This window comes from Bradyrhizobium sp. CCBAU 53338, from assembly GCF_015291665.1.
GTDB lineage: Bacteria > Pseudomonadota > Alphaproteobacteria > Rhizobiales > Xanthobacteraceae > Bradyrhizobium.
Genome location: NZ_CP030048.1, coordinates 2,275,799 through 2,288,979 on the forward strand (window position 1 = coordinate 2,275,799; position 13,181 = coordinate 2,288,979).

A 13,181-nucleotide genomic window follows, 5' to 3' on the forward strand; every position below is an offset into this window, starting at 1 on the left:
GCGGGATCTGCCCGCGTCACGAGAGGCCGCATCCGCCCAGCGGCGGATTTCGGGACGAACGACAAGAATTCAGAACAAGAATTCAACCGTGTGAAAAGGGGAAACGTCCATGAAAACGTCCAGGAAAACATGCGCGACCAGGAAGCAAATACTGCTGTCCGGCTTCGTCGCCTTCACATGCATTGCTTCGACCGCGGCGATCGCCGGCCCGATCGAGAGCTATTCGCCCGTTACACAACAGCGCCTGGAGAATCCGGAACCCGGCAACTGGATGCTCTATCGGCGCACCTATGACGGACAGGGCTACAGCCCGCTCGACCAGATCAACACCTCGAACGTCAAGGATCTCACGCCGGTCTGGACATTCGCCACGGGCGTGGTTGAAGGCCACGAGGCGCCGCCGATCGTCAATAACGGCGTGATGTTCGTGGCGACGCCGATGGGGCAGGTGATCGCGCTGAACGCGAAGACCGGCGACGAATATTGGCGCTACAAGCGACAGCTTCCCGACGATCTGTTCCAGCTGCATCCGACCAGCCGCGGCGTCGGCCTGTGGGAGGACAAGCTCTATCTCGCCACCACCGACGACCACGTCGTCGCGCTCGACGCCAAGACCGGCAAGGTGGTGTGGGACACCAAGGTGCAGGACTACAAGAAGGGTCAGTACATGACCCTGATGCCGCTGATCGTCGACGGCAAGGTCATCGTCGGCGGGTCCGGCGGGGAGTTCGGCGTGCGCGGCTATGTCGCCGCCTTCGATGCCAAGGGCGGCAAGGAGCTGTGGCGCACCTTCACCATTCCCGGCGAAGGCGAGCCCGGCCACGACACCTGGCAGGGCGACGACTGGAAGAACGGCGGCGGCTCGGCCTGGATGACCGGGACCTACGACAAGGACACCAAGACGATCTATTGGGGCGTCGGCAATGCGGCACCATGGCCCGGCGAAATGCATCCCGGCGACAATCTCTACACCTCGTCGGTGATCGCGCTCGATCCCGGCAACGGCAAGATCAAGACCTATCACCAGTACCACCAGAACGATTCCTGGGACTGGGACGAGGTCGACGCGCCGATGCTGATCGACCTGCAGCGTGACGGCCGCAGCATCAAGAGCCTGGTCCATCCCGGCCGCGACGCGATCTTCTGGGTGCTCGAGCGTACGCCGACCAAGATCAACTACGTCGCCGGCTGGCCGTTCGTCTCGACCAACGTCTGGAAGGGCATCGACGAGAACGGCAAGCCGATCCTCGATCCCGATCACAAACCTGTCGTCGGTAAGCGCGTGGAGTTCTGCCCGTCGCTGTGGGGCGGCAAGGACTGGCCGTCGGCCGCCTACAGCCAGAAGACCGGTCTCGTCTACGTGCCCGCCAACGAGAATTTCTGCGGCGGCTTCACCGGCGAGAAGATCCCGCTCAAGCCGGGCGAGCTCTGGCTCGGCACCAAGCCGGAGGATATCGGCCTGAAGACCAAACCCGGCGCCGATCATTTCGGCGAGATCCAGGCCTGGGATCCCGCGACCGGCAAGAAGGTGTGGCAGCACAATTTTCCGAAGTCGCAGATGTTCGGCTCGGTCACGGCCACCGCAGGCGATCTCGTCTTCGCCGGCGGCACCAACGACCGCAACTTCCGCGCCTTCAATGCCAAGACCGGCGAGCTGTTGTGGGAGCAGAAGACCAACTCCGGCATCATGGGCATGCCGATGTCCTATGAGATCGACGGCACGCAATACGTCGCGATCCAGTCGGGCTGGGGCGTCGACGCGCAGCGCATCCAGGACGCGCTGGCGACCAACAATATCGGCATCGAGTCCAACGTGCCGCAAGGCGGCGTGATCTGGGTGTTCGCGCTGAAGAAGTAAGCTCCGCGGCGGATCGAAGTAGGCGGAGCAGCAAGGGGGGTGGCGAGTGCGGCGGACGGCGACGTCCGCCGCACTTTGTGTGCGTGTGATGGGAGACGATTCTTCCTTCTCCCCTTGTGGGCCTGTTGCGCTACTGCCTTTTGATGCGGGAGACGTAAGGAGAGAGGGCGTTGTCGGCCCCGATTGTCGGGCCGAAGCTGTATTTTGCGCCCTTGATGGGCGTCAGGCGGCGATCGTGGCCCACCGCCTCATATTGAACGCGATGGAGGCAAGCAGGACTTGTCCGCGTGCCTTGGCGAGACCGACGTATCGGATGCAGGTGAGCCGCATCCGACGTTTGAGGGTGGCAAAGGTTGTCTCCACCGTTGCCCGTCGTCGTGCGATGAGACGGTTGTAGCGTTTGAGCCTCGGCGGCAGTTCCGGGTGATGCCTGTTGGGACGGCGGGCGATGCGGGGCTTCTTGCCTTCCGCTTTCAGCCGCGCCCGCCGGGCGTGGGTGTCGTAGGCCGCATCGGCCCATACCACGGCTTCGTCGCCGCGGATCAGTTCGTCGGCTGGCGTTGTATCGTTGATATTGGCGGGCGTGGTCAGGACTGAGCGGATCAGACCGGATCCCTCGTCGACACCCATGTGAGCCTTGTAGCCGAAGGTCGAACCACCCTTGCCCTGTCGCTTGGTGAACCGGGCGTCTGGGTCGTTTGATGGACGATCCTCCTTGGGAGGAGCTGAGACGGCCTGGATCAGGGTCGCGTCGAGCATCGTGCCGCGCTTGAGGATGACACCAGCATTCTCAAGCTGGCGGTCCAGCTCGCCAAACAACTTCTCCAGCAGGCCTTGTTCGATGAGTTGATTCCGGAAACGGTTCAGAACCGTATGGTCGGGCGTCGCATCCTCGAGGCTCAGACCAACGAAGCGCTTGAACGACAGCCGGTCGCTCAGCGCTTCCTCAAGCTCGCGGTCCGAAAGACCATAGAGCGACTGCAACAGCAGCGCCCGAAACAGCACCAACACCGCGTACCCCGGCTGACCGGGTCCCTTCTCGTCCCGCAAATGGCCGATCAGCTTCTCGAACCGGTACCACTTGACCAGGCCGGCCAGCCGATCCAGCGACGCATTGGCGCCGGCTCCCTTCGGCATCAGCGCATCTACAAAGCTCGGCTGTCCCGTCTGCTTCACCGCCATCGTCATTCCCCCAAAAGGCTCAACCGCAGGGAATCACAACTGGCGAATTACGCAACAGGCCCCTTGTGGGAGAAGGTGGCGCGAAGCGCCGGATGAGGGGTTCTATCCTGGAATTCAATTGAGAGAGAATGCGCGGAGACAGACCCCTCACCCAAGTGAGGTCGTGGTTACCAGCGTCGCTGCCCTCTCCCACAAGGGGAGAGGGCTCATCAATGCGCAGGCGCTATCCGACCTACTTCCCCTGCCGATCCACCTTGTCCTTCTCCGCCTGATTCATCTCCCGAATCTTCGGATCGTTGCTGCTCTGCCCGGTCGTCTGCGTGGTGGACGCGGGCGGGGCGCCGGCGTTGGGGAGCGAGCTCTGGTCCGGCGTGGTGGGGCGCGTCGCCGTGGTCGGCGGCGTGGTGTTGCTGCTCTGCGCGAAAGAGGCTGCGGCGGTCAAAAGAAAGGCGCTCGACAGCAATGAGACTGCGAGCGCCCTTGGAATGTTGGTCATCGATCTGCTCCTGTCAGATCGAAGAGAAACGGCGCGAGGCCGCCGGATGTTCCGCCTCAAGCCTCCAATTGCTTGCCGATCGGGAGCGCGCGGATGCGCTTGCCGGTCGCCGCGAAGATCGCGTTCATCAGCGCGGGTGCGAAGGGCGGTACGCCGGGCTCGCCGACGCCGCTCGGCGGCGTGTCCGGCCCGGGCGGCACGATATGGACGTTGGTGATCAGCGGTGCCTCGTCGATCCTGACGACCTGGAAGTCGTCAAAATTCTTCTGCTCCACCTTGCCGTCCTTGAAGGTGACCGCGCCGTATTTGGCGAGGCTCAGCCCCATGATCGCGGCGCCCTCGATCTGCGAGGCGATGCGCTCGGGGTTGACATAGGTCCCGCAGTCGATCGCGGTGTCGACCCGCGGCACCGTCAGCTTGCCCTTCTCGTCCACGGCGACCTCGACGATCGTCGCGATATAGCTGACGAAGCTGCGGTGGACGGCGATGCCGAGACCGTGGCCCTTGGGCACCTGACGGCCCCATTCGCCCTTCTCGGCGACCAGCTCGACCACTTTGCGCAGGCGCGCGGTGTCGATCGGGTAGCTGTCATAGGGCTCGCCGTAGTTCCAGAGGTCCTTCACGTTGGGCTTGACGATCCGGGGGCTGCCGATCAGCGCGAGCAATGTCTCCTTCTGGTCGCGTCCGGTTGCATTTGCGATCTCGCCGACCATCGACTGTACGGCGAAGGCGCGCGGGATGTTCGAGACCGAGCGGAACCAGCCGATGCGGGTGAACGCAGCGGCTTCCGGGTTCTCGCAGGAGATGTTGGCGATCTCGAACGGCATGTCGACGAGACCCATGCCGAGCTCGAACGCAGCCGCATGCTTGGCACCCGCCGCGAAGGTCGAGGCGATGGTCGGCGCCACGCTGCGATGGCGCCAGGCGATCACCTTGCCGTCCTTGTCGAGGCCCGCTTCGATCCGCTCCACCGAGACGGTGTGCAGGAAGTCGTGATGGAGGTCGTCCTCGCGCGTCCATTGCACCTTCACCGGCGTGCCGAGCTCCTTCGACAGCAGCGCGGCCTCGAGCGCAAAGTCGCATTTCGACTTGCGGCCGAAGCCGCCGCCGAGCAGCGTGACATTGACGGTGACGTTGCCCTCGGGAATACCGAGCGTCTTGGCGACGTCTTCACGCGTGCCGCCGGGGCTCTGCACCGGCGCCCAGATCTCCGCCTTGTCGCCCTTGACGTCGGCGACCGCCACCGGCGGCTCCATGCTGACATGGGCGAGGTGCGGCAGATAATACTCGCCGACAACGACCTTGGCGGCCGTCTTGAGCGCGGCATCCGCATCGCCCTCCTGGCGCACGACGAGGCCCGGCTTGCGCGAGGCTTCCTTGAGATCCCTGCGATAGGCGACCGAGTCGTATTTGCCGTTGGCGCCGTCGTCCCAGACCAGCTTCAGCGCGTCGCGGCCCTTGATGGCAGCGCCGGTGTTGCGCGCGATCACCGCGACGCCGCCGAGCGGCTGGAATTTCGACGGCCACGGCCAGCCTTGAACTTTCATCACCTTCTCGACGCCGGGCACTTTCAGCGCCGCGTCCGGATCGAACGAGGTGAGCTTGCCGCCGGTAACAGGCGGGCGCGCGATCACGGCGTATTTCATCCCGGGCAGGCGCACATCGGCGCCGTAGCGGGCCTTGCCGGTGGTGATGTCGTGGAGATCGACGATGCCGACCTGACCCTTGCCGAGATAGCGGAAATCCTTGGGGTCCTTCAGCTTGAGGCCTTCGATGCTGGGCACCGATTCCTTGGCGGCGTCGGCCGCGAGCTCGCCGAAGCCGAGCTTGCGTCCGCTGGCGCCGTGGAGGACCTCGTGATTGACCGCTTTCACCTCGGTCGCCGGCACGCCCCAGCGCTTCGCCGCAGCCTGTTCCAGCATGGTGCGGGCGGAGGCGCCGATCTGTCGCATCGGGATCAAATAGTGCCGCGTGCTGCGCGAGCCGTCGGTGTCCTGGTTACCGAACTTGACCTCGTCGCCATGGGCCTGCTCCACCTTGACCTTGGACCAGTCGGCCTCCATCTCCTCGGCGACGATCAGCGGCAGGCTGGTGCGTACGCCGGTGCCCATTTCGGAGCGGTGGGCGAGGATGGTGACGGTGCCATCGGGCGCGACCGCGACGAACACGCGCGGATCGACCACGACGCCATGCGGCATCTTGCCGGCGCCGGTCTCATAGGCAAAGGCCTGGCGCGTCATCACGGGAGCGGCGAGCACGAAACCGCCGGTGACGCCGAGCCCTTTCAGGATGCTGCGACGCGAGACCTTCTCGATCTTCAGATTCTTCTCGAAGCCGCGGAGCTTGCCGGGTTTGTCGATGAAATTCATGTCACACTCCCGTCGATGCGAGGTGGACGGCATTCTCGATGCGCTGGTAGCATCCGCAGCGGCAGATGTTGCCGGACATCGCCTCGCGGATCTGGTCATGTGACGGCTTGGGATTCTCCATCAGCAGCGCGGCGGCCTGCATGATCTGGCCGGCCTGGCAGAAGCCGCATTGGGGGACGTTGACCTGGCGCCAGGCCTTCTGGACCGGATGATCGCCATCCGGATGCAGCCCCTCGATGGTGGTGACTTCGCGCCCCGCGACGTCGTTGATCGAGGTGATGCAGGAGCGCACGGCCTCCTTGTCGACGATGACGGTGCAGGCGCCGCACAGCGCCTGGCCGCAGCCGAACTTGGTGCCGGTCAGCCCGGCTTCGTCGCGCAGGAACCAGAGTAGCGGGAGATCCGGGTCGCCGTCCCAGCTCTGTTCCTGGCCGTTGATCTTCACCTTGATCATGATAGTCCCTCGCTCTTCATAAGCTTGTTGATTTCAACATTGCCGATCTCTCTCGGCACAATGTTCGTAAGGTCGCGTGACCGCACTCCAGCCCATCGTCCTGCGCGAGCAGGTCCCGGCAGGAGGCTGGAAAGCGAATCGCAATGTTCGGATGTACTCGATACCTCCCGTTTTGTTCTTATTTGATTGAACTCGCGCGGCATCGTGACGACGGGACCGTAGCAGAGGTCGCGCCGGATCGGTGTTCACAGCCAAGTGTCATTGATCGGCTGTACTCGACGTGAACAGATTGCATCCGGGGTTTGTCAAAAGCAGGGCGCGGCGGCAGGCTGCGCGGTGGCCGGTCGCAAAATCGAAGAGGTGAAAAAAGCTTCGTCCGCCAGAGGGACTGCGCGGACGAAGCAGTAGTCCTCAGTCGAGGGAGGGAGAATCGCAAGGCGCGCTGACTTCAAGCAGGAAGAGGGCGGCCTTGCGCAGTCATTCAGAGACCAGGACCGAGGGAGCGGAACGCGCTCGCATACGCAACGTGCACAAGCGGCAACAGGCCGCGATCATTCCAGGCCGTACCCGTCCCGCTCGCCGGCGAACCAGCGAGCGGACCGGCAGTCGTCTGACAATCTCGCTCAGGCGGCCTTGGCCTTCGCCACGTGGGTCGCGATCGCATCCATCAGCGCCGGCGACAGGCAGTCATAGGGCTCGAGGCCGATTTCTTTCAGTCGCGACCGGATGCCGGCCATCTGCTCGGGCTTGACGCCGGATTCGATCACCGAGGAGACGAAGGCTGCGAATTGCGGTGCCTGCGAGCCCTGCTCCTGGAACAGTTCCGGATGGATGAAATCGAGACCGTAGAACGGGTGGTTCTTGTTCTCGATGCGGCCGAACATGTGGGTGCCGCAGGCCTTGCAGGCGTGCCGCTGGATCACCGCCGAGGCGTCGACGATCTGGAGCTTGTCGCCGTTCTCGAGCACGGTGAGGTTCTGGCGCGGCACCACGGCAACGACCGAGAAGGTCGCGCCCTGCGGCTTCCAGCATTTGGTGCAGCCGCAGGCGTGGTTGTGAGCGACGTCGCCCTTGATGCCGACCTTGACCTGATGGTCCTTGCATTTGCAGGCGAGCGTGCCGCCGGCAAAATGCCCGCTGCCCTGTTTGAGGCCGTTGTCGATCGAGGGGTGGAGTGCAACAGTCATGGGTCGATCCTCCTTGGGGTGACGCTTGAGCTAGAACACGACGACTGAACGAATCGATTTGCCTTCATGCATCAGGTCGAAGCCCTTGTTGATGTCTTCGAGCTTGAGCGTGTGGGTGATCATCGGATCGATCTGGATCTTTCCGTTCATGTACCAGTCGACGATCTTCGGCACGTCGGTGCGGCCGCGGGCGCCGCCGAACGCGGTGCCGCGCCAGTTGCGGCCGGTGACGAGCTGGAACGGACGGGTGGCGATCTCCTTGCCGGCTTCAGCAACGCCGATGATGATCGAGGTGCCCCAGCCGCGATGGCAGGCTTCCAGCGCCTGGCGCATCACATTGGTGTTGCCGGTGCAATCGAAGGTGTAGTCGGCGCCGCCGTCGGTCAGGGTGACGAGATGCGGAACGATGTCGCCGGTGATCTTCTTGGGGTTGACGAAGTCGGTCATGCCGAACCGGCGGCCCCATTCCTCCTTGGAGTCGTTGATGTCGACGCCGATGATCTTGTCGGCGCCGGCCATCTTGGCGCCCTGGATGACGTTGAGGCCGATGCCGCCGAGGCCGAACACGACGACGTTCGAGCCGGGCGTGACCTTCGCGGTGTTGACCACGGCGCCCACGCCGGTGGTGACGCCGCAGCCGATGTAGCAGCTCTTGTCGAAGGGGGCGTCCTCGCGAATCTTGGCCACCGCGATCTCCGGCAGCACCGTGAAGTTGGAGAAGGTCGAGCAGCCCATATAGTGGTAGATCGGCTTGCCCTTGTAGGAGAAGCGGCTGGTGCCGTCGGGCATCACGCCCTTGCCTTGCGTCGCGCGGATCGCGGTGCAGAGGTTGGTCTTCTGACTCAGGCAGCTTTTGCACTGCCGGCATTCCGGCGTGTAGAGCGGAATGACGTGATCGCCCGGCTTCACCGAACTGACGCCCGCGCCGATCTCGCGGATGATGCCGGCGCCTTCATGGCCGAGGATCGAGGGGAAGATCCCTTCGCTGTCGAAACCGTCGAGCGTATAGGCGTCGGTATGGCAGATGCCCGTCGCCTTGATCTCGACCAGGACTTCGCCGGCCTTCGGTCCTTCCAGATCGACTTCGACGATCTCGAGCGGTTTCTTGGCTTCGAAAGCGACGGCGGCACGTGTCTTCATCGGTAGCTCCTCAAATTCTCGCGGGATGCCAGGACTTGGGTCTCGGGCGGGCCCAAGACGTTCACTTCTTGCCCATGCACGAGTCTTCATTCTTGGTATAGGCGTCGTTCTTGTCCTCATGCTTGCCCGGACGGGCGCGGCCCCAGGCATCGTTGGAGCGGGCGCGCAGATAGACGTAGAGATCGTCCATGTAGCAGGCGACGTTCGGGTTATCGCCGAAGGCGGGCATCACGTTCTCCTGGGACGTGGAGACGTTCTTGCGGCCCGAGGCGACGACACCGAGGAAGTCGGCATAGCTCATCGTCTTGAGCGAATCCTTCAACGCCGGCGCATAGGTCGAGCCCATGCCGTCGGGGCCGTGACACACATGGCAGTCCGAGTGATAGCGGCGGTATCCCGAATAGGTGTACCAATCGACGGAGTCGCCGTTGATCTTGTAGGTCGGGTTACCGTCCTTATCGAGCCATTCGCCAGTTTCGTTCTGCTTGACGGCAGTCGGGTCGCCCGAGCCGTCAGCGACAGCAATTCCACCGGACGCAACGAAGATCATCGCAGCAATGACAGAGCAGATTCTACGCAAGAGGTGTTCCTCGAAGGCATCAGGTGGAGACGAGCCGGCGCGTGGAGTCGATCCACGCGCCGGAGCGGGACTGAACAGAGGCTAGTTGGGCAGCGAGAACACGGTCAGCGTTCCGCCGAGTGCCGTGTAGTTGCTGAGCGCCGCGTAGCCGCCGACCGCACCGAGACCGGCGGTCGGATCAGTCAGACCTGCTGCCAGGCCGATACCGGCCCAACCGCCGACGCCCGAGAGCACTGCGACGTACTGCTTGCCGCCGTTCTCATAGGTCGTGACGTTGCCGATGATGCCGGAAGGAGTCTTGAACTTGTAGAGTTCCTTGCCGGTCTTGGCGTCGACCGCCTTCAGGTAGCCTTCGAGCGTGCCGTAGAACACCACGCCGCCGGCGGTTGCGAGTGCGCCCGACCAGACCGAGAACTGCTCCTTGTTCGACCAGACGATCTTGCCGGTCTTGCCGTCCCAGGCGATGAAGTTACCCATGTTGGTATCGCCCTGCGGCGGATACATCGAGAGCGTCGCACCCACATAGGGCTGGCCCGCGGTGTAGCTCACCTTGAACGGTTCGTAGTCCATGCAGACGTGGTTGGTCGGGACGTAGAACAGTTGCGTGTCGGGCGAGTAGGCTGCCGGCTGCTCGTCCTTCGTGCCGAGCGCGGCCGGGCAGATGCCCTTCACGTTGTGGTCTTCACCGGCCTTGTCGGTCGAAGCTGCGTCGAGCACCTTCGGACGACCATAGGTCGGCGAGTTCTTGTCCATGTCGACGCCGGAGGTCCAGTTCACCTTCGGGTCGTACTTCTCGGCGACCAGAAGCTCACCAGTGGCGCGATCGAGCGTATAGCCGAGGCCGTTACGATCGAAATGCGTCAGCAGCTTGCGGGCCTGGCCGTTGATCGACTGATCCGAGAGGATCATCTCGTTGACGCCGTCATAGTCCCATTCGTCATGGGGCGTCATCTGATAGACCCACTTGGCCATGCCGGTATCCGGGTTGCGTGCCCAGATGGTCATCGACCATTTGTTGTCGCCGGGACGCTGCTTCGGATTCCAGGTCGAGGGGTTGCCCGATCCGTAATAGATCAGGTTCAGCTCGGGATCGTAGGAGATCCAGCCCCAGGTGGCGCCACCGCCGATCTTCCACTGATCGCCCTGCCAGGTCTTGAGACTGGAGTCCTTGCCGATCGGCTTGCCGAGGGCGGTGGTCTTGTCGTCGACGAGGAGCTGATCGTCGGGACCTTCCGAGTAGCCGCGCCAGGCCAGCTTGCCGGTCTTGATGTCGTAGGCGCTCATGTGAGCCTGAACGCCGAACTCGCCACCGGAGATGCCGATCAGCACCTTGTCCTTGACGACCATCGGCGCCGAGGTGCCGGTCTCGCCCTTGCTCGGATCACCGTTCTTCGCGGTCCATGCAACCTGACCGGTCTTGGCGTCGAGCGCGACGAGAGTCGTGTCGGCCTGATGCAGGAAGATCTTGCCGTCACCGAAAGCGAGGCCGCGGTTGACGGTATCGCAGCACATCACCGGGATGACGTTCGGATCCTGCTTCGGCTCGTACTTCCAGACGATCTTGTTCTCGTTGGAAAGGTCAATGGCGTAGACCTTGTTCGGGAACGGGGTATGGACGTACATCATGTTGCCGATGATCAGCGGGCCACCTTCGTGGCCGCGCAGCACGCCGGTCGAGAAGGTCCAGGCGACCTGGAGCTTGCCGACATTTTGGGCGTTGATCTGGTTCAGCTTGGAATAGCGGTTGTTGGCGTAGTCACCGGTCGGCATCACCCAGTCTTTCGGGTTCTGCGACATTTTGTTCAGCTCGTCATTGGCCGACGCGGTCCCGACGGCGAGAGCCGCCGCGGAGCCTAGAAAAGTCGCCAGTAGAACCTTGCGCATAGTCATTCCTCCGTTGGTCTCGTTTATTGTTTCCGAAGCATTGCTCAATCACCGGGCTTCTCGTCCGGCGTCTGCTCGTGCAGGGCGGTCACGTTGGGGACCAGAAACGATGCTGTGCTGTTTCCTCCTCCTGATGAGAGCTACGGGTCCACGTGCAGGAGCGGCCCGTTCTTGTTGTTCCTGGCGCAATTCCTAACGACTTCGTCATCGGGAAACTTGCCCAAGAGAGAAGCCGTTTTGCTCGATAGCGCACGGAGGCGAAGTTTTTGATTTTGCAGTAGCGAATTCAGCGGCTTCGGCGTGGCCTGGTGCGACGCTCGCGTCTCAGGTTCCCCTTGACGGCGGTGCAACTAAGGCGGAGGATTAACTTCAAAGGGTGGCAATGGAACGATGGCGCTCGTTTCACAAGACCGCTCGAATTCGAGGTAAACGTCACGCAATCAAGGCTGAGGGCTCCAGCAAGCGCTGGCCGCGATTCGCGTCGAATCTCCGGGTATCACCAGTGGCTGGATTAATGTCCGACACAATTCACACGCTCTCGACGACGGGACTGACGCCGAAGCGACAGATCCAGAGTTGGGTCGACGGGCTGACGAGTCTGTGCGGTCACTTCGATGTCGACCCGCTGGAAGCGTCATCACTCGAAGGGCGCATCGACTACACCTCAGTCTCCCGCCTGAAGCTCTGCCAGATCGAGGTGAGCCAGCATCGCATCGCGCATACGCTGGCGCGCGCCAAGGCCAATGAACACCCGTACATCAAGATTCACTTCCAGACCTACGGCGTCTCCTATTTCGAGCAGGAAGGTCGCCACATCGAATTGAATCCGGGCGACATCATCGCTTATGACGTCTCATGTCCGCATCTGATCGTCAGTCCCGCCTTCACGCGCCACGACGTGGTGATCGTGCCGAAGGCGCTCTTGCGCGATCGCGGCTTCCCGTCGCAGCGCATGCCCGCCTGCAAGCTTTCGGCGAAGACGGGCACCGGGCGGATCGCCCACGACTTCGTCCATGCCACGTTCGACGAGGCAGCAAAACTGTCGGCCAACAGCGCGGTCGGCGTTGCCGATTCGCTGATCGATCTGTTGCTGCTGCCGCTGCGCGAAGCCGACACGATGTTCGACCGGGTCGGGCCCGAGGCGATGTATGTGCGTGCCCAATTTTTCATCCGCGAGCATCTGCGCGATCCCGATCTGTGCATCGACCAGATCTCCGCGGAGCTCGGCTGCTCCAAGCGATATCTGCACATGCTGTTCTCCGAGCGCGGCACCACGGTGAGCGACTACATCTGGCAGGCGCGTCTTCAGAACTGCCGCCAGGAACTCGAGGCTCATGCCGGCAAGACCATCACCGACGTCGCGTTCTCCTGGGGCTTCTCCAGCTCATCGCATTTCAGCCGGGTCTTCCGGAAATATTTCGGTGTGGTGCCGTCCTCGATCCACAAGGCGCAGCAGGGCGCCGTCGCGACGGACGAGAATTGAGCCGACCTGCTTACGTCGAGATTGCTGCGTAGGGGATGCTGGTCACGAGCGCCGCGACCAGTGTCGCGTTGCAGAGCATTCCGCTCCAATGCAGCTGGCGTAGTCGGCGCACGGCGTCGGTGTCGCCGGCATCCCTGGCGCTGAGCTCGTTGTCCATCCGTCGCATGAACCGACCGCGTCCCCAGATCGCCAGGGCCGCGATCAAGCCGATGCCCATGGCGAATAGCGGTCGACCTGCGACGAGGAAGGCCATGGTCGCAAAGACGCCGGTCACGGCAATCATTCTGAACTGGATGTTGAACATCCCGCGCAGCAATTGCGTGACGGGCGGGATGTCGAGCTTCACCAGCAGGAATGCGGGCGAAGCAAGCAGGAAGTAACCCATCGGCAAAAGCAGGATGACCAGGGCCGCCACGGCGACAGCATCGGGTTTCATGCGCTCGGCCTTTCTCTCGTCAAATGAGACGCTAAGCTTAGCACGGGCGCCTCATGGCTTCAGTGGGCGAGCCGGCCATCTTGCCTCGGTCTCGCTGTCATCGCCCGGCTTG

At 63.0% G+C, this 13,181-nt stretch carries 11 protein-coding genes; 2 read left to right on the top strand and 9 right to left on the bottom strand.

Translation table 11 applies throughout. The features are described 5' to 3' along the window. The first annotated feature begins 109 nt into the window (after window positions 1-109). Window positions 110-1,858 carry a methanol/ethanol family PQQ-dependent dehydrogenase gene (locus XH90_RS10690; RefSeq protein ID WP_194481153.1) on the top strand — a complete coding sequence of 583 codons (1,749 nt, stop codon included), beginning with the start codon at window positions 110-112 and terminating at the stop codon, window positions 1,856-1,858. Window positions 1,859-2,080: 222 nt separating this feature from the next. Here the strand turns inward: XH90_RS10690 and XH90_RS10695 are convergent, their stop codons facing one another. The 8 genes from XH90_RS10695 to xoxF5 form a co-directional block, all read right to left on the bottom strand. Then, a complete protein-coding gene (locus XH90_RS10695) occupies window positions 2,081-3,046 on the bottom strand; it encodes an IS5 family transposase (protein ID WP_194476884.1) in 966 nt (321 codons plus the stop codon). A 226-nt stretch (window positions 3,047-3,272) separates the two neighbouring features. After that, a complete protein-coding gene (locus tag XH90_RS10700; RefSeq protein WP_194481155.1) occupies window positions 3,273-3,536 on the bottom strand; it encodes a hypothetical protein in 264 nt (87 codons plus the stop codon). Between the two features lie 56 nt (window positions 3,537-3,592). After that, window positions 3,593-5,905: a molybdopterin cofactor-binding domain-containing protein gene (locus XH90_RS10705; protein ID WP_194481157.1), complete on the bottom strand. Its 2,313-nt coding sequence runs from the start codon at window positions 5,903-5,905 to the stop codon at window positions 3,593-3,595. A gap of 1 nt (window position 5,906) precedes the next feature. Beyond that, entirely contained in the window at window positions 5,907-6,359 is a 453-nt protein-coding gene (locus tag XH90_RS10710; protein ID WP_194481159.1) for a (2Fe-2S)-binding protein, read from the bottom strand. 623 nt (window positions 6,360-6,982) lie between these two features. After that, the gene (gene gfa / locus XH90_RS10715) at window positions 6,983-7,546 is read right to left on the bottom strand and encodes an S-(hydroxymethyl)glutathione synthase (protein WP_194481162.1); all 564 of its coding nucleotides are present in this window, start codon (window positions 7,544-7,546) and stop codon (window positions 6,983-6,985) included. A 30-nt stretch (window positions 7,547-7,576) separates the two neighbouring features. Continuing rightward, on the bottom strand, window positions 7,577-8,686 hold the full coding sequence (locus tag XH90_RS10720; protein ID WP_194481164.1) for an S-(hydroxymethyl)glutathione dehydrogenase/class III alcohol dehydrogenase: 1,110 nt from the start codon (window positions 8,684-8,686) through the stop codon (window positions 7,577-7,579). Between the two features lie 61 nt (window positions 8,687-8,747). After that, window positions 8,748-9,236, bottom strand: coding sequence for a c-type cytochrome, methanol metabolism-related (locus tag XH90_RS10725; protein WP_194482657.1), 489 nt, complete (start codon window positions 9,234-9,236; stop codon window positions 8,748-8,750). Between the two features lie 111 nt (window positions 9,237-9,347). After that, entirely contained in the window at window positions 9,348-11,150 is a 1,803-nt protein-coding gene (gene xoxF5, locus XH90_RS10730; RefSeq protein WP_194481167.1) for a lanthanide-dependent methanol dehydrogenase XoxF5, read from the bottom strand. Window positions 11,151-11,664: 514 nt separating this feature from the next. On the opposite strand from xoxF5, the gene XH90_RS10735 reads away from it, so the two are divergent. Continuing rightward, window positions 11,665-12,633: a helix-turn-helix domain-containing protein gene (locus XH90_RS10735; RefSeq protein WP_194481169.1), complete on the top strand. Its 969-nt coding sequence runs from the start codon at window positions 11,665-11,667 to the stop codon at window positions 12,631-12,633. A 10-nt stretch (window positions 12,634-12,643) separates the two neighbouring features. Here XH90_RS10735 and XH90_RS10740 read toward each other — a convergent pair whose 3' ends face one another. Continuing rightward, window positions 12,644-13,069: a hypothetical protein gene (locus XH90_RS10740; protein WP_194481171.1), complete on the bottom strand. Its 426-nt coding sequence runs from the start codon at window positions 13,067-13,069 to the stop codon at window positions 12,644-12,646. Window positions 13,070-13,181: the final 112 nt, after the last annotated feature.